The organism is Paenibacillus sp. N3/727 (genome assembly GCF_022637315.1).
In the GTDB taxonomy this organism is placed as follows: Bacteria; Bacillota; Bacilli; order Paenibacillales; family Paenibacillaceae; genus Paenibacillus_AQ; species Paenibacillus_AQ uliginis.
Genome location: NZ_CP093336.1, coordinates 4,878,469 through 4,898,544 on the forward strand (window position 1 = coordinate 4,878,469; position 20,076 = coordinate 4,898,544).

At 47.8% G+C, this 20,076-nt stretch carries 17 protein-coding genes; 1 reads left to right on the top strand and 16 read right to left on the bottom strand.

Features of this window, described 5'->3' with window-relative positions; translation table 11 throughout:
- Nucleotides 1–5: 5 nt before the first annotated feature.
- The 3 genes from pnpS to MNQ98_RS22720 all read right to left on the bottom strand — a co-directional run bounded on the left by pnpS (nucleotide 6) and on the right by MNQ98_RS22720 (nucleotide 4,486).
- Entirely contained in the window at nucleotides 6–1,796 is a 1,791-nt protein-coding gene (gene pnpS, locus MNQ98_RS22710; protein WP_241930278.1) for a two-component system histidine kinase PnpS, read from the bottom strand.
- Complete coding sequence (locus MNQ98_RS22715; protein ID WP_241930279.1) at nucleotides 1,780–2,775, bottom strand: bile acid:sodium symporter family protein; 996 nt, start codon at nucleotides 2,773–2,775, stop codon at nucleotides 1,780–1,782. The genes pnpS and MNQ98_RS22715 overlap by 17 nt, the downstream gene beginning before the upstream one ends.
- A gap of 148 nt (nucleotides 2,776–2,923) precedes the next feature.
- On the bottom strand, nucleotides 2,924–4,486 hold the full coding sequence (locus tag MNQ98_RS22720; RefSeq protein ID WP_241930280.1) for a fumarate hydratase: 1,563 nt from the start codon (nucleotides 4,484–4,486) through the stop codon (nucleotides 2,924–2,926).
- A gap of 213 nt (nucleotides 4,487–4,699) precedes the next feature.
- On the opposite strand from MNQ98_RS22720, the gene MNQ98_RS22725 reads away from it, so the two are divergent.
- Nucleotides 4,700–5,068 carry a hypothetical protein gene (locus MNQ98_RS22725; protein WP_241930281.1) on the top strand — a complete coding sequence of 123 codons (369 nt, stop codon included), beginning with the start codon at nucleotides 4,700–4,702 and terminating at the stop codon, nucleotides 5,066–5,068.
- Between the two features lie 67 nt (nucleotides 5,069–5,135).
- On the opposite strand, the gene MNQ98_RS22730 is transcribed toward MNQ98_RS22725, so the two are convergent.
- The 13 genes from MNQ98_RS22730 to MNQ98_RS22790 form a co-directional block, all read right to left on the bottom strand.
- Nucleotides 5,136–6,002, bottom strand: coding sequence for an SDR family oxidoreductase (locus MNQ98_RS22730; protein WP_241930282.1), 867 nt, complete (start codon nucleotides 6,000–6,002; stop codon nucleotides 5,136–5,138).
- Between the two features lie 225 nt (nucleotides 6,003–6,227).
- Nucleotides 6,228–6,653: a hypothetical protein gene (locus tag MNQ98_RS22735; RefSeq protein ID WP_241930283.1), complete on the bottom strand. Its 426-nt coding sequence runs from the start codon at nucleotides 6,651–6,653 to the stop codon at nucleotides 6,228–6,230.
- Nucleotides 6,654–6,813: 160 nt separating this feature from the next.
- On the bottom strand, nucleotides 6,814–7,755 hold the full coding sequence (gene mdh, locus MNQ98_RS22740; protein ID WP_241930284.1) for a malate dehydrogenase: 942 nt from the start codon (nucleotides 7,753–7,755) through the stop codon (nucleotides 6,814–6,816).
- 17 nt (nucleotides 7,756–7,772) lie between these two features.
- Nucleotides 7,773–9,065: an NADP-dependent isocitrate dehydrogenase gene (gene icd / locus MNQ98_RS22745; RefSeq protein WP_241930285.1), complete on the bottom strand. Its 1,293-nt coding sequence runs from the start codon at nucleotides 9,063–9,065 to the stop codon at nucleotides 7,773–7,775.
- A gap of 144 nt (nucleotides 9,066–9,209) precedes the next feature.
- A complete protein-coding gene (gene citZ, locus MNQ98_RS22750) occupies nucleotides 9,210–10,322 on the bottom strand; it encodes a citrate synthase (RefSeq protein ID WP_241930286.1) in 1,113 nt (370 codons plus the stop codon).
- Nucleotides 10,323–10,701: 379 nt separating this feature from the next.
- Nucleotides 10,702–11,094, bottom strand: a complete 393-nt coding sequence (locus MNQ98_RS22755; protein WP_208918290.1) for an FxsA family protein — start codon at nucleotides 11,092–11,094, stop codon at nucleotides 10,702–10,704.
- A gap of 6 nt (nucleotides 11,095–11,100) precedes the next feature.
- Nucleotides 11,101–11,610, bottom strand: coding sequence for an acyl-CoA thioesterase (locus MNQ98_RS22760; protein WP_241930287.1), 510 nt, complete (start codon nucleotides 11,608–11,610; stop codon nucleotides 11,101–11,103).
- 87 nt (nucleotides 11,611–11,697) lie between these two features.
- Nucleotides 11,698–13,125 (bottom strand): pyruvate kinase, encoded by a 1,428-nt coding sequence (gene pyk, locus MNQ98_RS22765; RefSeq protein WP_241930288.1) that lies wholly within the window; start codon nucleotides 13,123–13,125, stop codon nucleotides 11,698–11,700.
- Nucleotides 13,126–13,241: 116 nt separating this feature from the next.
- On the bottom strand, nucleotides 13,242–14,225 hold the full coding sequence (locus MNQ98_RS22770; protein WP_241930289.1) for an acetyl-CoA carboxylase carboxyltransferase subunit alpha: 984 nt from the start codon (nucleotides 14,223–14,225) through the stop codon (nucleotides 13,242–13,244).
- The gene (accD, locus tag MNQ98_RS22775; protein ID WP_208920137.1) at nucleotides 14,225–15,118 is read right to left on the bottom strand and encodes an acetyl-CoA carboxylase, carboxyltransferase subunit beta; all 894 of its coding nucleotides are present in this window, start codon (nucleotides 15,116–15,118) and stop codon (nucleotides 14,225–14,227) included. The genes MNQ98_RS22770 and accD overlap by 1 nt, the downstream gene beginning before the upstream one ends.
- 122 nt (nucleotides 15,119–15,240) lie before the next feature.
- Nucleotides 15,241–15,429, bottom strand: coding sequence for a glutamate decarboxylase (locus tag MNQ98_RS22780; RefSeq protein ID WP_208918286.1), 189 nt, complete (start codon nucleotides 15,427–15,429; stop codon nucleotides 15,241–15,243).
- 154 nt (nucleotides 15,430–15,583) lie between these two features.
- On the bottom strand, nucleotides 15,584–16,078 hold the full coding sequence (locus tag MNQ98_RS22785) for a phosphatidylglycerophosphatase A family protein (protein WP_241930290.1): 495 nt from the start codon (nucleotides 16,076–16,078) through the stop codon (nucleotides 15,584–15,586).
- Between the two features lie 161 nt (nucleotides 16,079–16,239).
- Complete coding sequence (locus MNQ98_RS22790) at nucleotides 16,240–19,947, bottom strand: DNA polymerase III subunit alpha (protein WP_241934009.1); 3,708 nt, start codon at nucleotides 19,945–19,947, stop codon at nucleotides 16,240–16,242.
- Nucleotides 19,948–20,076: the final 129 nt, after the last annotated feature.

Below are 20,076 nucleotides of genomic sequence, written 5' to 3' on the forward strand. Positions count from 1 at the left end.
ACCTCTTAATCATTTTCTTGAAGAAGCGGCATTTCGATTACAAAAGAACTACCAAGGCCAAGCTCACTCTCAACCTTGATGGACCCGTGATGAAGATCAACGAGGTGTTTTACGATTGATAACCCGAGTCCGGTTCCACCTGAGCTCCGGGAACGTGCTTTATCCACCCGATAGAACCGTTCAAAGATGCGAGGCAGATCTTTTTTCGGAATTCCAAGCCCCGAATCTTTGACGATAAACTCAACGGTATCTCCTTGTTCATTCGGATGCATATCCCTAGCCATCAGCTGGACCCGTCCACCTTCCTGCGTGTAGTTGATAGCATTAGACAGGAGATTGGTAAATATTTGTCTGAGCTTATCCTCATCACCTTCCATAAACAACTCTTCCGGAACATGTAGACTCAGGCTGATTTTTTTCTTTTCAGCTTCAGGCCGCATAAATTCGACTAAAGATTCGAAGAACGTAGACAGATGGATCGGTGAAAACTCCATGGCAATCCGCTTGGATTCAATCTTGGACAACTCCAGGATGTCCCGGATCAACCGGTTTAGCCGCTCGGATTCATCATAAATAATCTGCAGGAAAGATCGTGAGGTCTTCTCATCCTTCACTCCCCCGCCAAGCAAAGTCTCGGCAAAACCTTTCACCGCCGCCAGCGGTGTCTTCAGTTCGTGAGAGACATTTGCGACAAACTCGCTGCGCATCCGCTCCAGTCTCCGGATATCAGTCACATCCTGAAGCAGGAACAGCATCCCGCGGTACGATCCGTCATCCTGAACCATAGCTACTCCGTCCAGACGGACTATGGACTCTACCGGAAAATACAAACTGCGTTCTTCACGAAAATTGTTTCTGTGTTCCAGCCCTTCCTCCATGAGCTTGGTAAGTTCATAATGCTGACGCAGCTCCCTGTAAGACTTACCAGTCACATAATCTGCCTTAACACCGAGCATTCCCTCCGCCGCCCGGTTCACCAGCACAATATTTCCGTCATAGCTGAGCATCACAATTCCACCGGTCATATTGTTAAGGACGCTTTGAAGGAGATCCTCGTTGTCCCTTATCGTCTGCAATTGAGTCTGAAGGCTGTCAGCCATTCCGTTGATTGCATGTGCTAGCTGGCCGATCTCATCCTTGCGATGAATTGGGACACGAGCGTCATAATCCTGCCGGGTGATTTGCCGTGCTACACGCGTGATTTTCTCAAGTGGAGATGTCAAATTAGCCGCTACTTTGTAGCTCACAAGGGCAGCAATGATAAACAGGATGACAAGCCCTCCGCCCATAACAAGCCATCCCTGCCAGACGCCTTGATCCACGGCTTTTAAACTCATGGACAACCGGATATATCCATCATAATCTCCCTGCTTTACAGGCAGCGCCACATACAGCATATCTTCCCCAAGTGTGCTACTGTAACGAATCGTACTGCCGATTCCTTCCTCCTGCGCTTGAACCATCTCTTCACGATACGCATGGTTATCCATCGATTCAGGATTACTCTCCGAATCGCCTATAACCGTCCCGTCTTTCGATATAAATGTTACCCTGGCATCTGCCAATTCCTCCAGCTGACGTGACTTCTCGGTGTAATACTGTATTTTCTGCTCCCCGCTGAGGGACGGGAAATCCAAGGTCGCTTGAATGAGATTGATTTCACGGACCATGTTTTCTTCCTGTATGGCAATATGGGATTGTTTGAACATACTGGCCATCGTAAATCCTGCGCCAAGCATGGATAAACCAATCAGTGTCATCATAATAAATGTAAGTCGATTACGAAACGGTTTCATCCATCTCTTCCTTTAACGGTGAATTAGGTACTTGCTTGAACTTGCGGAGCAGTGAATGAATAATCGTGGCCGCCGGCTGCTGAAACATAATAGACAGAACTACAGGCACCGATGCCTTCGGCGAAAAATAGGCTGTCGCCAGCACCATACCGAGCGAGATGTTACGCATGCCGGACGCGTACGTCAGTGTTACCTGCATCTCCCTCGTTCGATTTGGAAGCGAAAACGCACCATAATAACCAAGCCCGTAACAAATACAGATCAATACAATTACAATGGGTACAATGATGACCATCTCCTGCCTCATTCCTGCAGCATGAGGCGCGATGGCTGCAGCATTCAGCATCACCACTAGCATAAAGGCAATCTTTGATAAAGGCTGAGCGACCGGAGCTGACCAAGCTTTAGCTCTGCCTTTCGACAGCTCATACAACACCACACCTACGACAGTGGGTAGCACAACCATTTGCAGCAGATCAATCACGAGACCCGTCATATCCCAGGTCAACGAAGCCGTTCCGAAGTATAGCTCCATGAGTGCAGGAACAACCAATGGACTAAGCAGCGTATCCAGCACAACAACAGACAAAATAAACGGCACACTTCCACCCGAGCTACCAACCCAGAGAACAGACGACACGCCAAGCGGTATAATAGCAAACAGTACCAGTCCGGTCGTATATTCCGAATGTGGCCCGAACACAAGCGTCCCAAGTCCGTACGCCAACAGCGGTGCAGCAGCATGAGCAAGCAGCAGCGTCAATATGACAGGAAGCGGACGCCTCATCACCGCGCGCAGATGTCCAATGCCGCAGCCGAGCGCCATCACCAGTGTAATATACCCGAACAGATACGGGATGGTAGATACATACGGCAGTAGGTGATTTGACAGAAACCAGCCCATTACAAGCGATCCGGGTATCAGAATGAAAGTGTATTTTTCAAAACATGCAGCAAATGACAAGCCGAATTGTTTCACACTTCTCCTCCTGCCGACTTCTTTTCTTTGTTTTCAATGATAAACCTCATTTTCCTGAACCGCAACGTTCATATGATGAGTACAAAAAAATATCCTTCGGCAACAAATTTGCCGAAGGATACTTAAACGTAAATGAGAACTTCATTAATTAAAGGAAAACAGGTTCCTTGAACATTTCGAGTTTGGCAGCCGAATCCTTGCTGACATCCGCATGAAGACTATTGCCATGGGAATCCATCGTTACGATAGCTGCAAAACCATCTACCTCAAGATGCCACATAGCTTCTGGTATGCCGAACTCCATAAAATCGACGCCGTTCACCTTTTTAATGCACTCTGCATAGTACTGTGCCGCACCACCGATCGCGTTTAGGTATACCCCGCCATGCTCTTGAAGTGCTTTCAGTGTTTTGGGTCCCATCCCACCTTTGCCAATGACTGCCCGGATGCCGAACTTTTTCAAAATATCTCCTTGGTAAGGCTCCTCCCGGATGCTTGTGGTCGGTCCTGCCGCCTTCACATGCCATCCCTCGTCATCTTTAAGCATAACGGGACCGCAGTGGTAAATAACAGCGCCGTTCAGATCCAGCGGTGCATCGTGATCCATCAAATATTTGTGCAGGGCGTCGCGTCCCGTGTGCATTTCTCCGCGAATGACGACCATATCTCCTACCCGTAGACTGCGGATTTGCTCTTCACTGATCGGTGTTTGAAGCACGATTTCCTTTCCTTCACGCTCTGCTTCAACTTCGCTAGACTCCGATGCGGCCACTGTAACAGCTTCCGTCTCAGCTTCGGTCATCGCGATCCCGCTTCCGCTTTCATACAACCACTCCTGAATTTCTCCGCTTTCCGCTTCGATCAGCACGCCTTGACGGCGGAATGCCCAGCAGTTATAAGCAACCGAGACAAAGAAGCTTGCCGGAAGCCTGTTCATCGCACCGACCTTGCATCCGAGAAGCGAAACTTCTCCTCCAAAGCCCATCGTACCGATACCAAGCTTGTTCGCGTTATCTAGAACGTAATCCTCTAGCTTTTGCAAATCCGGATTCGGATTTACATCTTCAATATGCCGGAACAACTGCTGCTTAGCCAGCTCGTAGCCTGTTGTACGGTCTCCTCCGATACCAACCCCGATAAAACCTGCGCTGCATCCTTGACCTTGGGCTTGATAAACTGCATGCATAACGCATTTACGGATCCCATCCAGATCACGTCCGGCTTTACCCAATCCCTCAAGCTCGGCAGGCAGACTGTACTGAATGTTCTTGTTCTCGCAGCCGCCACCCTTTAGTATAAGACGGATATCAATTGTATCCTCTTCCCATTGTTCAAAGTGAATTACCGGTGTTCCCGGCCCCAGATTGTCTCCGCTGTTCTTACCTGTCAGTGAGTCCACAGAGTTCGGACGCAGCTTGCCATCTTGAGTAGCCCGGATGACCGCTTTGAAAATATCCTTCTTCATTTCAATCTGGTTGGCCCCTACAGGAGTATGTACAACAAATGTAGGCATGCCCGTATCCTGACAGATCGGCGAAACTTGCGTTTCTGCCATCTCAATATTTTGCGCGATTGTTGCCAGCGCCAAGCCCGCACGGGTAGCCGCATCCTCTGCCTCACGGCCGCGTTTGACCGCTTTTCGAACATCTCCAGGAAGGTTTGTCGAGGTTTCCACGATTAGCCTGTATACACTCTCTTCAAAATGCTTCATGTCTGTTTACTTTCCCCTCTCTTTTTTAACCCGTTAGCTGTGTAAAGTGGTCTGAAATACTCTTATTTAGTCCTATCATATCATACAAAAAAGTTCATGAAAGGGTTTACTTTAAATTTAACTATTCTCTCAAATTGAGCTTTTCTCCCCTGTCTCCTAACCACGCAATAATATCAATCTTACATATATTGATGGAGAAGGAGGTGATCAAACATGAAAAAAGTTTCGATTTCTCAGGTGTTTCCAAGGCTAGCATTGTTCAGTGATGAGAACTATCGGGGTAGAAGATTTGTAGTGCGTGGTAACCTCGGAATCAGAAACCTCGATAGACTTTTCGGTGACATTGAAAGTCTTCGCTTCTTCTCTACTAATCCAAACGCCACTTTGGTATTATTCTCACGTCCGAACTTTAGAGGCGGCTTCAGAGTGTTCCGTGGTAACCGAAACATTGCGGATTTAGATGATATTATTAGAGGGGAAGATGTGGAATCTTTAGTTATGGCTAACTCCCGTCTCACGCTTGCTCAGATCCGTAATATTCGCGACACAGGCGTTCTGCCGCAAGGCTTTAGAAGAATCTAACCGTAAAGGCCCTGCCTCCGCTTGAAGCGGTAGACAGGGCCTTTTTGATGTTAGGGAAGTCGACGAATTAACCGTTAATAACCTCACCGCCGTTAATATGGATGATCTGTCCACTGACATATGAGGAATCAGAAGAAGCCAGATACACATACGCCGGTGCTAGCTCTTCCGGTTGTCCAGGTCGCTTCATCGGCGTGCTTGCACCAAACGTGCTCACCTGGTCTGCCGGGAACGTTGATGGAATGAGAGGTGTCCAGATCGGACCTGGCGCCACTCCATTGACACGGATCCCTTTATCGACGACATTCATAGACAGAGAACGTGTAAAGGACACGATCGCTCCTTTGGTCGATGAATAATCGATGAGTTCAGGACTACCCCGGTAAGCGGTAATGGATGCCGTGTTAATAATCGCACTGCCTGTGCCAAAATGCGGCATAGCCGCTTTCGTCATGTAGAACATCCCAAAAATATTAGTTCGGAATGTGCGCTCCAGTTGATCTTTGGTAATATCCTCGATCTTCTTCTGAAGACGCTGCTCAGCAGCATTGTTAACTAGAATGTCTAATTGACCAAGCTGCTCTACGGTCTGTTTCACTGAGTCCCGGCAAAATGCTTCATCCCCGATATCACCAGCGATAAGGATACATTTCCGACCCTCCTGCTCAACTTGGCGCTTCGTTTCTTCCGCGTCTTTATGCTCGCTCAAATAAACGATAGATACGTCGGCACCTTCCTTAGCGTAGGTTACCGCAACCGCTCTACCGATCCCACTGTCACCCCCAGTAATTAACGCAACCTTCCCTTTAAGCTTGCCGGCTGCTTTGTACTCGCTGGATTCATACTCTGGAAGTGGATGCATTTCCGACTCGGTTCCGGGACGATGATCCTGATGTTGCGGGGGGAGTGTTTGTTTTTGTCCGTCTTGTGGCATATTGCATTTCTCCTTTCAGGTCAGTTCATCTGTTTGCTTCTCATGGTTATACTTCCCTATTAGGATGCGTTAGGCCCGGGCATATTATCACAACCTCTTTATGATATGTTAATAACCACAAACGAGAGTTGATCAAACACAATAGCCTCAGACCTTTGAAAAATGCAAATAAACAAAAAAAGCCATCCCAGCAAATGGGATGACTTCTGATATGAAACATATTTTTTAAATAACTTGGTTATATACCATGAAGAAGATCATAATAATCAAACTGAGTGCCAACAGCGAGCTAAATGTGCGGAGCTTGGCCGTTTCAGGTTTCACATCTCGTTTCTCACGGATACCCGCAAGAGCACTTTTAAGAGGCTTGCTCATAATACCGCCGATGGCAAACATCGCAAGAAGCAGAACGGTGACGATAATCATCCAAGGTACCGAATACTCGTCCTTAGTCATCATGTAACCACCTGTTATAAGCTGAATAACTAAACCATATTGAGCAAATCGATTCGCCACACGAACCGTGTTCACCGCACCTTCCTGTGCGCCCAATGATAGTTTTTGAACGCCTCCTACGATAAACGGAAGAATCAGGTAAAATCCAACAGCTGCTGTTCCGATCATATGCAGCAGAAAGAAAATCTTATACATTATACTACTCCTCCAATTTAATTAGTGTGATATTTATTACACTCACTCTACTGAACAATATTATACTGAACAAATGGCATAAAGAAAAGCAATCCCGTCCCTAAAATTTGGAACGGGATTGCTTTGTCATTCAATCGTCAAAAATAGGTGGGGGAGTATATTACAGCTTCACCACGGAAGTGACATTGCGTACTGACTCTGCAGATTTATCGAGTGCAGCTTTCTCATCTGAAGTCAACTCCAGCTCGAAAACCTTCTCAATGCCGTCTCCACCCAGGATTGCCGGAACGCCCATAAACAGGTTGTCATAGCCGTACTCGCCTTCCAAAAGAGCAATGATCGGCAGGATACGTTTCTTATCCTTCAGAATCGCTTCAGTCATCTGTACAAGGGAAGCAGCCGGTGCATAGTAAGCACTGCCGTTACCTAGCAAGTTGACGATTTCACCACCGCCGACGCGGGTGCGTTGTACAATCGCTTCAATACGATCAGCAGGAATCAGCGTGTCGATAGGAATACCGCCAACGCTGGAGTAACGAACGAGCGGAACCATATCATCCCCGTGTCCGCCCAGAACAAATCCGCGTACGTCTTCAACGGATACGTTAAGTTCCTGTGCAATGAATGTACAGTAACGAGCCGTATCCAGTACACCGGACTGACCGATTACACGATTTTTAGGGAAGCCCAAAGTGTTATAAGCCACGTAAGTCATGGCATCCACCGGGTTACTCAAAATAATAACCGTGGAGTTAGGAGCGTATTTCTTTACGTTCTCACATACGGATTTCACGATTCCCGCATTGGTATTCACGAGGTCATCGCGGCTCATTCCAGGTTTACGGGCTACACCAGCCGTAATAATGACAACATCGGAATCAGAAGCATCCTCATAGTTGGATGTACCAACGATGTTGCTGTCAAAACCTTGAACCGGGCTCGCTTCCATCATATCAAGAGCTTTACCTTTGGTTGGGTTCTCGATCTGTGGAATATCCAACAGTACAACGTCACCCAGTTCTTTCTGTGCGAGCATAAGTGCAGTGGTTGCTCCGGTAAAGCCGGCACCAACTACAGTTATTTTTTTACGAGTAATGGCCACGATGTTTTACCCCTCCCTTACAAATTTTTAATGATTTCGTCCGCGAACTCGGAGCATTTCACTTCTGTAGCGCCTTCCATCAGGCGGGCAAAGTCGTAAGTAACGGTCTTATTATTAATCGATGTTCCCATACCTTTGTAGATGAGGTCAGCTGCTTCCTGCCAGCCAAGATGCTCAAGAAGCATAACGCCGGACAAGATAACCGAACCCGGGTTAACGACGTCTTTGTCAGCGTACTTTGGAGCTGTTCCGTGAGTAGCTTCAAAGATTGCATGTCCTGTCACATAGTTAATGTTCGCTCCAGGAGCGATACCGATACCACCAACTTGAGCTGCAAGCGCATCAGACAGGTAGTCACCGTTCAGGTTCAGTGTCGCAATCACATCAAAGTCTGTAGGACGAGTCAGCACCTGCTGCAAAGCGATGTCAGCAATAGCATCTTTAACGATGATTTTGCCAGCTTCTTCAGCAGCCTTCTGTGCTGCATTCGCTGCATCTACGCCGTCTTTTTCCTTGATAATATCGTATTGTGCCCAAGTGAATACTTTATCGCCAAATTCCTGCTCAGCCACTTCGTATCCCCAGTTCTTGAAAGCACCTTCGGTAAACTTCATGATGTTGCCTTTGTGAACGAGCGTTACACTCTTACGACCGTGCTTGATTGCATATTCAACTGCAGCGCGTACAAGACGCTTGGAACCTTCCGAAGACACTGGTTTAATACCGATACCGGAAGTTTCAGGGAAGCGGATTTTGTTCGCACCCATTTCATCCTGAAGGAATTTGATCATTTTCTTAACTTCTTCAGAACCTTCCTTGTACTCGATACCTGCATAGATGTCTTCTGTGTTCTCACGGAAGATAACCATGTCCACAAGCTCAGGACGCTTCACCGGAGAAGGTACGCCGTTGAAGTAGCGGACAGGACGCAAGCAAGTGTACAGATCAAGCTCCTGGCGCAGAGCCACGTTCAGGGAGCGGATACCGCCGCCGATTGGCGTTGTAAGTGGTCCTTTGATCGCTACGATATACTCACGAATTGCCTCCAGCGTATCATTTGGAAGCCATTCTCCATATGTATTAAAAGCCTTTTCTCCGGCAAACACTTCGTACCATGCAATACTCTTGGAACCGCTGTAAGCTTTCTCTACAGCTGCGTCAAGAACACGTTTGGATGCTCTCCAAATATCACGACCTGTCCCGTCGCCCTCAATAAAAGGAATGATCGGATTGCTAGGCACCTGCAGCTTGCCGTTATCAATCGTAATCTTCTCACCTTCAGTAGGTAATGCGAATTTCTCAAGTTTCATAAGTATGTATTCCTCCTTTGATTTGTTTGATCTCTACAATTCCCGTTAAAAAACACGGGTAAGGGCACAAAGAATACCGCTGCCTGTGGCAAATGTGCCGCTCAAGCGTTTTCTCTGCCCCTATTGTACATGATTGATAGTTAATTAGCGAAGTTCAACCGGCACATATTTTTGATCCGTTAATCCTGTGTACTCTGCGCGCGGACGGATAATCCGGTTACCGTCGTACTGCTCCAGAATATGCGCTGTCCATCCGGAAACGCGGCTGATTGCAAAAATAGGGGTGAATAGCTCATGTTCGATACCAAGTTGCGTATATACCGATGCCGAGTAAAAGTCCACATTGGGCTTCAGACCCTTCTGGCCGGTCACTGTCTCTTCAATCAGAACTGACATATCATACAGGGTTGTGTCACCCTTCATCTTTCCGAGTTCACGAGACATTTTTTGCAGATGCTTGGCACGCGGATCGCCGTTTTTGTATACACGATGTCCGAAACCCATGATTTTCTCGCGGTTGTCCAATTTCTCTTGAATATAGGCTTCTGCTTTATCGAGGGTTCCAACTTCGTTCAGCATCTTCATAACGGCTTCATTAGCTCCTCCATGTAGCGGGCCTTTGAGCGCACCGATAGCGGATGTAACACCCGAGTAAATATCGGACAGCGTAGCCACGGTTACACGAGATGCGAACGTTGAAGCGTTCAGCTCATGATCGGCGTGAAGCACAAGGGCCTGGTCCAGAGCTTTAATCGAGGTTTCATCCGGTTGCTCACCTCTGAGCATGTAAAGGAAATTCTCAGCAATAGATGCGCCAGCTTTCGGAGCTACAGGCTCTTTACCTTGACGAACTCGTGCGATAGCCGCGATGATTGTAGGCAACTGAGCTTGAAGCTGAACCGCTTTCTTTTCATTTGCTTCACGGCTCATATCGTCTGCAGATTCGTCATACAGTGCGAGAGCAGATACGGCGGATCGAAGAGCAGCCATCGTATTCGCATCTTGCGGATACAGTTTGATTTGTTGTATCAGTTTATCCGGAATAGCCGCGTAATTGCTCAAATCCTGTTGCAGCGATTGTAACTCTTGTGCGTTCGGAAGCTTTCCGAACCAAAGCAAATAAGCCACTTCCTCAAAACTGGCATGTTCTGCGAGGTCATCAATGTCATAGCCTCGATATGTGAGAACACCATCAACGATCGAGCTGATCGAGGAAGTTGTGGCTACAATGCCTTCCAAACCCTTGGTAGCTGTCATGCATCATCTCTCCTTTTTGTTCGGGATAAACTGCGTTGGATCGTCATGAAAATGTTTTCATGAAGCCGAATAATAAAGAAAAAACCTTGAAGAGGCCAATAGCCATGTTATCAGTCGTAAAACCTTCTCATATCATACTGGATAATGTCTGATATGTGAACAATGACAGAGTCATTCTCTATATCAAATTGTTTTATCGACATCATAAACTATTTTTTGAAATCACTTACAATTCCATTATAACCGTGATAATTATCATTGTCGAATCTTGATTTTTTCCATTTGATAATATCAAAATTGCATATATTGGAAAAGACCGGCCCCTGTACAATCAGGGATCCGGTCTTCGTAAAAATTAAAAACTGCAAAATTCCCAATGTTAACGCCGAAAAATCGTAATTTTGCCGTTCTTCATATTTTTCTTCATCCACTTCAGCAGCAAGAATCGATACAAAGGCCGTGTCAGAGGAAAAATCAATGTAAACCCAACAATATCTGTCACAAAACCAGGCACAATCAGCAAAATTCCCCCTGCAAAAATACAGAGGCCTTCTGCCATCGATAATCCGGGCACCATACCCGAGTTCATCTTCAGTTTGGCATCCTCCATAGCCTTACGCCCTTCAAATCTCATCATCGCAACACCGATGGCGGAGGTAAGCAGTGTCAGTAGTAGCGTATTCATGCCACCGACCCGCTCCGCTACTAAAGAAAATCCGAATATTTCAATGGCAGGCAGAAAAATAACGGCCGCCAGCATCCACTTCCACATGATTTACTACTCCTTTCCTCCCAAAAGAGAACCTCTTAAAGCATCATACAACTTGGGAACATTTTTATCCAGTCTTGCTGGTTTCCAGTCTCTATTCACCCATACATGACGCGTTGCGCCGATCACGAGTTTATCTCCCGGAAGCTCTCCTTCTTCTTGCTGTCCTACAGTATCCAGCAATCCCCGATCTTCATCATTCAGTCGACGCACCTCATACTCGTAATGAATCCGAAGCGGCGAGAAAACCGTCATACGTGTGAACACCGTTACAAGGTCATCGTATCGTGCCGGACTTTTGTACTGGATATCCAAATCCACGAGAGGGAGAAGGACGCCTTCCTCTTCCATTCCCCTGTACGTAAATCCCAGCTGCCGAATCATCTCAGTTCTTCCAATTTCAAACCAGTTCAAATAGTTAGCGTGATATACCACACCCATTTGATCGCTTTCTTGATAGCGTACCCGGAAGGATGTTGTAAACCAACGACTTACCTGTTCATCTGATACTTTTGGCATAAGTTCACCCCGTTATTTATAGAAAAAGCAATGGGCGATTGCTCGTCCATTGCTTTTTACGACTCTATTCTAACCCAAGGCAGAAGATTAGTTCTGCGCAGGGATTTGACTAACTTTAATCAGGTTTGTAGAACCGGATTTACCAAGCGGTACACCAGCTGTAATAACAACCAGGTCGCCTTCCTTCACAAGCCCGGATTTTTGTCCGCCTTGAAGGGCATATTCAAACATCTCATCTGTAGACGTAGCTCTTTCGCCTTTAACCGGAGTTACACCCCAAGACAATGCTAGATGTCTCATTGTTCTCTCCTGCGTCGTTACAGCGACGATAGGAGCCTTAGGACGGTACTTGGAAACCATACGTGCGGTTTGTCCGGATTCTGTCGAAGAGATGATCGCTTTCGCGTTCAAGTCCAATGCGGAAATAGCAACGGATTGGCTGATCGCTTCTGTAATACTTGTGTCCTGAGCAATACGCTGCTTCAAGAACAGGTCACGGTAGTTCAGAGCGGATTCCGCTTTTTCTGCAATACGGGACATAGTCAGAACAGATTCTACTGGATATTTACCTGCAGCTGTTTCACCTGAAAGCATGATTGCATCTGTGCCATCAAAGATCGCGTTCGCCACGTCACTTGCTTCCGCACGAGTTGGGCGAGGGTTACGTTGCATGGAGTCCAGCATTTGTGTTGCCGTAATAACTGGTTTTCCTGCAATATTACATTTTTCGATCATGCGTTTTTGCGCAAGAGGTACTTCTTCAGCCGGGATTTCAACACCCAAGTCACCACGGGCTACCATCAGGCCGTCGGAAACTTCCAGGATTTCATCCAGGTTATCCACACCCTGTTGGTTCTCGATTTTAGAGATGATCTGCACATGCTCAGCGTTGTGGCTCTTCAACAGTTCGCGGATTTCCAGTACATCACTGGCTTTACGAACGAAGGAAGCTGCGATAAAATCGATGCCCTGCTCGATCCCGAAAATAATATCGTTGGCGTCCTTTTCAGTAATACCTGGAAGGGAAATGTTCACACCCGGTACGTTTACGCCTTTTTTACTCTTGATTGTTCCGCCATTAACGATACGGCATTTAATCTCAGTGCCTTGAACTTCCACGACAGTAAGACCGATCAAACCATCATCGATCAAAATCGTAGATCCCACATGAACATCTTCCGGCAGTTCTTTGTAAGTAATGGAGAGACGGTTCTTGTCACCAAGGATTTCTTCGGTAGTAAGTGTGATGTATTCATCCTGCACAAGCTCCACCGGTTCCACTTCCAATTTGCCGGTACGGATTTCTGGTCCTTTCGTATCCAAAAGGATAGCAACCGTTTTGTTCAATTCCTGACTAGCTTGGCGAATGGTTTTGATCCGGTTGCCATGCTCATCAAAATCGCCATGGGAGAAGTTCAGACGGGCAACGTTCATGCCGGCCATAATGAGCTTCTTAGTGTTTTCCAACGATTCACTGGAAGGACCGATAGTACATACAATTTTAGTTTTACGCATTTGGGTTTCCTCCGTTTTTCAAGGGTTCTCTATATCTCTGTTCCAACAACTAAATCTACTACAAAACTTCTCGTTTGTATAGGAATTTTGTCATATATCTATAATCGAAAGTCCTTTCAAACGAGCTTATCAGTCTGTTCGGACACTGCATAGTCATAACTGCCAATCTTGCGGAACTTCCGATAACGGTCTTCTTTCAGCTCACAAGGATCCATTACAGACAGTTCCTTCAGATGGCGGACGAGTGCATCCTGAATCGCTGAAGCCGTCTCTTCATACCCTCGGTGCGCCCCACCTTTCGGTTCCGGAACAATCTCTTCAATGACTTCCATCTCGAGCAGATCCTCTGCAGTAATCTTCATCGCTTGTGCAGCCTGATCGGCTTTCGATGCATCTTTCCACAGGATAGAAGCTGCTCCGTTCGGTGAAATAGCCGAGTAAATCGCATTCTCAAGCATCAGGACACGGTTACCTACGGCCATCGCAAGAGCACCGCCGCTACCGCCTTCGCCGATGACCACACAAACAATAGGCACTCCGAGTGCCGACATTTCCCTCAGGTTACTGGAAATCGCCTCGGATTGACCTCTCTCTTCAGCTGTATTACCTGGATAAGCACCCTTTGTATCAACAAAAGTGATCACAGGACGCTTAAACTTCTCAGCCTGCCGCATAAGCCGCAGTGCCTTCCTGAAGCCTTCCGGATGCGCGCTTCCGAAGAAACGGGCGATATTATCTTTCGTATCCTTTCCCCGCTGCTGGCCCACAACTGTAACCGGGATACCATTCAGCTTAGCCAATCCGCCAACAACTGCCAGATCGTCACCGTACAGCCGGTCTCCATGCAGTTCGATGAAATCGGTAAATATCAGTTGAATCAAATCAAGCGAAGTTGGCCTCTGCTGATGTCGGGCCAGATGCATTTTTTGTGAAGGTGAAATCGAGGAATAGATCTCTTCTTCTAGACGACTATAGCGTTCTTCCAAACGAGCGATTTCATCCGTAAAATCGATTCCTTTTTCCTGTCCGAACTGCTTTAGTTCTTCAATCTTCTTACGCATTTCTGCAAGCGGCATTTCAAAAGGAAGTTCGCCTGACATCAAAATCCCCCTTTCGAGGTGTGCATTTCCAACAATCTTCCAAGCATCGTACGCAGATCCTTACGATGAACGACCATATCCAGCTGACCATGCGCCAGGTTGAATTCGGCGGTCTGGAAATCATCCGGAAGCTTCTGACGTATCGTCTGCTCGATAACGATGCGTCCGGCAAAGCCGAACACAGCACCGGGTTCAGCAATATTGATATCTCCAAGTGATGCAAAGCTAGCTGAAACACCACCTGTTGTCGGGTCTGTAATGACCGAAATAAAGAGGCCACCCCGTTCGTTGAACCTCGAAAGTGCTGCACTCGTCTTGGCCATCTGCATCAGGCTGAGAATACTTTCCTGCATCCGAGCTCCACCAGAAGTAGAGAAAATAATGAGCGGTAGCCCCTGATCCGTTGCAGACTCGATCGCCCGGGTAATTTTCTCGCCAACAACCGATCCCATGCTCCCAGTAAAGAAGTCGAAACTCATCACTGCCACGATAACAGGTTGTTCACTAATAAAACCTTTACCCGTGATTACCGCATCATGAAGGCCTGATTTCATCTTCTGCTGCTCCAATTTGGCTGCATAACCAGGAAATTGCAAAGGATCAACAGAAATCATATCGGCGTCAAATTCTTCAAAGCCTGTCTCATCCAGCGTCATGCCAATGCGCTCCCATGCGTTCAAACGCATATGGTGACCACACTCTGAGCACACTTTTAGATTTTTCTCAAGTTCCTTACTGTATTGAATACTGCCGCATTTGCTGCACTTATTCATTAGGCCTTCAGGAATTTCCCGTTTCGGACGTTCGCCTTCTTCTGGCTGTCCTGTTCGTCCAAGACGTTCCGAAGGAATGGTGGCATATTTTCTTTTTTTCTGAAACAGATCTTTAAACACAACTACACCTCTCCAGCCGCAAATTTGAATGGCCGCAAACTTAGCAAATCTGTACATCCAAGAGTGTTAAACTTATACTTCCTTAGATTCCAATAAACAAGCTTCGCTATGTATCCCTTAAGCTAGGGGTGCAAAATCGAATTCAACACTTCCTGTACTTCCTCAAGCTCTCCGGAGGGAACCAAAATCTCAAATTGTTGTTTGGAAAGATTTACAGGACGGCTCTGAACCAAAAAACCTTCTTCCGTAAGCTTGGTTTTAATCATTTCCGCCACTTTGGCGGTTGGCGCGATATAGATTACCGTCCACATGCCTTTCAGTTCCCCCTAATCTCGTGCCATAGGCATATCCTGTGCCGATATAATGGATAATGATAACACACTTCACTTTTTACCTCAACAAAAGAGGAAGGGGGTAGAAAGAGCATTTCCCCTTATCAAAAGGGGGATAGCAACACAAAAAAAATTAATCCCCTTCTGCGGTGTAAAGGGTTGCTTGCGGATTGTTATGGGCAATACGTGAAGAAGCGGCAGCGGCAATACCTGCTACAAGATCATCAAGAAACACATGTATGCTGTCCGTCTTCTCGTTCAATGTTTCAATAACTCCTATTTTTTCCTTATCTAAATAACCGAAGCTGGTCAGTCCGATCATACCGTAAATACTCGTAACCCCCAAAGCCATCGTTTCATCCACGCCGTACAGCGGCTCATCCTTCTCCATGATCGATTGAAGTGGCTCTGGAAGAAGCTTTTGCTCGGCCAGCTCATCCAGCGCAATTCCCGTAAACAGTGTGTACTGCACTTCTCTCTTTCCAAGCACTGCCCGCACGCTCTCTTCACACTGCTCCATCGTTAGGGTCGGATGATACTTTCTCTGCAATCGATAGACAATATCCGCAATGGAGGATACACTGACGCCTCTTCGGTTAAGCATACCCTCTGCTAATTCCATTGACATAACTAATCCCTCCCGCGCGTTAACCGGAACAACCGCTGCTGCGCCTTGGATAGGAAAAAGGCCTCGGTAACGATATTCCGGATATTGTTGTCCTGTAGTGTCCTATGTGTATGCGGGAGGGGTATGAAACGTTCATGAATTTTATTTAACGGGAGTAACGTCTATTTAACTTTAACAGTATCCTTTCCAAGCATGTCCTCCATGCGGGTAAACAATGCAGGGGATGGTTTAATCCGATAGGCGTCACTCAGACCGAGCACTTTCTGACTCCGCTCATAAAATAGCACGGTTGCCACGGATCCCGGGTGCTCTTGCAGAAGCTCCTTTAAGCGGGCCAATAGCTGCGGATCTTCCGCCTCCCGCGTAATCTTCACAAAGACGCGCTGTTCGTGCTTCACCGAATCCGTCCGTCCAGCAGTTACAGATCGAGCGTTCGTCTCAACGTTTGTGATGCGGGTCGTGGCATCCGTGTGGGAAACCGTATCCTGAACTATCGGTTTATCCGTCGGGGACACTATTAATGTTGACGTTTGTGGCGTTGTCCGGCGAGTTGAACCAGCACCTTGAGTAGCAGTTCCTCCTGTGCTCTTTCCGGCGGAAGCCGCACGGGCTCGGCCTCGGCGGATCAGCTGGATCAGCCGCTCTTCCTCCAGAGGAGCTAGCTCCTCTGCCAGCAGCTTAAATCCTTCATCCTGCTGCTGAACCTTGGCGCGAAGGGCGAGAAGTGCCCCCTTCTCAATCAGTTGGGCGCTCCGTTTCCATACTTCCGGGAACAGGACCACCTCACAGCGTTCGATCTGATCCTCCCATTCCATGAAGGCCATCGCTTTTCCCTGTTTGGTCGTAATTGTCTTCAGTGACACAACCATACCCGCCACCGTAACCACCGTATCGTCCGGCGCTTCCGTCAAATCCATCAACCGGTCTGCCCCCGATTTCTCAAGCAAAAGATCGTAATCATCGAGCGGGTGTCCGGACAGGTACATACCGAGCAGTTCGCGTTCCAATTCCAACTGTTGTCCCGCAGAATACGGGGGAATGTCCGGATATTCGATGTCCCAATTTGTCGTTTCTACAAAATCAAACAGCTGTATCTGCAAATCTTCGCGTTCTTTCCGCCACTTCACGGCAGCTTCTACGGTTTCATCCAGCATAGCTATCAGCTGGGACCGGTGCCCTGGGAGCGTATCAAAAGCACCCGCCTGAATGAGCGATTCAATAACCCGCTTATTGCACACACGCAGATCAACCCGGCGGCAGAAATCGAGCAGACTTTCAAACGGCTTGTCTTCCCGGATCTGGACGATATTTTCCACAGCCTGAGTCCCAACATTTTTGATTGCCGCCAGTCCAAAGCGTATCCCACCGTTTCGTCCTTCAGTCGCCAGGTTGTCTTCATCCGAATCGGAGCCGGAACGGCCCGATACCGGTGTAAACAAAGCTCTGCTTTCATTCACGTCCGGCGGCATCACATTAATGGTCATACGATGGGATTCAAGCACGTACTCCGCCACTTTCCGATGGCTGCCCATCACAGCCGTCAGCATAGAGGCCATAAATTGAACCGGATAATGAGCCTTAAGATAAGCTGTTTGAAAAGCCAGTACGCCATAAGCAGCTGCGTGCGCCCGCGGAAAACCATAGTCCGCAAAGCGTACAATCATATCGTACACCCGATTTGCATCCTCTTCGTTGTAATTCTGCTTCAAGCTGCCGGACACAAAATGGCCTCGCTCCCTATCGAGTACCTCCCGTTTCTTTTTCGATACCGCTCGTCTCAGCAAATCAGCTTCACCAAGCGAAAATCCCGCCATGGCCGAAGCGATCTGCATAATCTGTTCCTGATAAACAATAATTCCATAGGTATCCCCCAGAATCGGGATCAGGTCAGGGTGCGGGTATTCCGGTTCAATCATGCCATGCTTGGCCTGAATATATTTCGGTATAAACTCCATCGGACCGGGGCGGTACAATGCCAGAACGGACACGATGTCTTCAAACGCCGATGGCTTTAAATCCTTCAATACGCGGCGCATCCCCGCTGATTCCAGCTGAAATACACCTGTTGTTTCACCGCGTCCCAACATTTGATAGGTCCCCGGATCGTCATCAGGCACTTTCTCGAAATCCGGAGCCGCTTCACCAATCCAGTGCATAGTTCGCTCGATAATCGATAAGGTCCGAAGCCCAAGAAAGTCCATTTTCAGGAGGCCTATGCTTTCCAGATGCTCCATGGAATACTGGGTTAGCGCCGTCTTCTCACTGCCTTCCTGCAGCGGAACCGCATCGGTTAACGGATCGCGAGATATGACCACGCCTGCCGCATGAGTTGATGCATGACGAGGCATCCCCTCCACTTTGAGCGCCATATCGAGCAGCTCCCGAACCTTAGGTTTGGTATCGTACTGTTCTTTCAGACCAGGGCTTTCTTTCAACGCTCGTGATATGCTGATACCCAAATGATTCGGAATCAGCTTAGCCGCTCTGTCCACATCTCCATACGGCACATTTAATGCACGTCCGACATCCCTGACCGCAGCCCTTGCAGCCATCGTACCAAAAGTTATAATCTGGGCAACATGCTTCCGCCCGTACTTATGTACCACATAATCAATAACCTCGTCCCGTCGTTCGTCACTGAAGTCAATATCGATATCCGGCATCGTGACACGTTCCGGATTCAAAAACCGTTCAAAGAGCAGATTGTACTTTATCGGGTCCACATTCGTTATGCGCAGTGTATACGCAACAAGACTGCCGGCGGAAGAGCCCCTTCCGGGTCCAACGGCAATGCCCTGCTTGTGAGCGTGTGCGATAAAGTCCCACACGATAAGAAAATAATCGCTAAAGCCCATACTCTCAATGGTGTTCAGCTCATAATCCAGCCGGCGCTCCAGCTCTGCTCGGTTATCTGCCGATGTGAAGCGCTCTGTACCTTCATAACGTTCACGAAGACCGGCACCGCACAGCTGCCGTAAATAAGAAGCTGCATCCATCCCTTCTGGCAAAGGCCGGTATTCCGGAAGAATAGACCTGCCAAACTCCAGTTCAAGGTTGCACTGTTCCGCAATAGCGGCCGTGTTATCCACCGCTTCCAGCACGTGAGGGAACAGCCGTTTCATTTCGTCTTCGCTCTTCAAATATAGCTGGCTGGTTGGGATTTTGAGCCGGTCTTCGTCCTCCACCGTCTTACCTGTCCCGATACAGATTAACACATCCTGTACTTCCGCATCGGCTGACGTCAAATAGTGCACGTCATTTGTTGCCGCCAGTGGAATGCCCAATTCCCGGCTTAAGGCGATGAGCTGTGGATTGACTCGTTTTTGCTCCGGCAATCCGTGATCCTGCAGCTCCAGGTAATAGTCATCTCCGAAAACAGCCTTATAACGCAGCGCAGCAGCTTTGGCCTCTGCTTCCCTGCCGTGCAGCAAATGCTGTGGAACTTCTCCACCAAGACAAGCACTGAGGCATATAATTCCTTCATGATGAGACGCGAGCGCCTCCATATCAATTCTAGGTCTATAATGATAGCCTTCCAGATGGCCGATGGAGCAAAGCTTCATCAGGTTCCGATAGCCGGTTTCATTTTTTGCGAGCAGAATGAGGTGATAGATGGGCTGGTCTTTACGACTCCCCCGCTCCTTACGCGATCCTGCTGTAATATAAGCTTCACATCCGATGATCGGCTTTATGCCATGCTTTCTGCATGATTTATAAAATGGAACGGCGCCGTACATGACCCCGTGATCGGTCAGCGCCAATGATTTCATGCCAAGCGCTGCCGCTTCCCGTACAAGGTCTTCAATACGCGCCGCTCCGTCGAGCAGACTGTATTCGCTATGCACATGCAAATGCACGAAAGTACTCATCATTCGCCTTCCTTTCGCCCCTTAAATTCTTATTCTTATTTTATCATAATGTGGCTCTACCCGCCCATAGAATGAAATCAGGAGCATCTGGACAGGCGGTCAACACCGCCTTCCCGGCAAGAAAGGGGA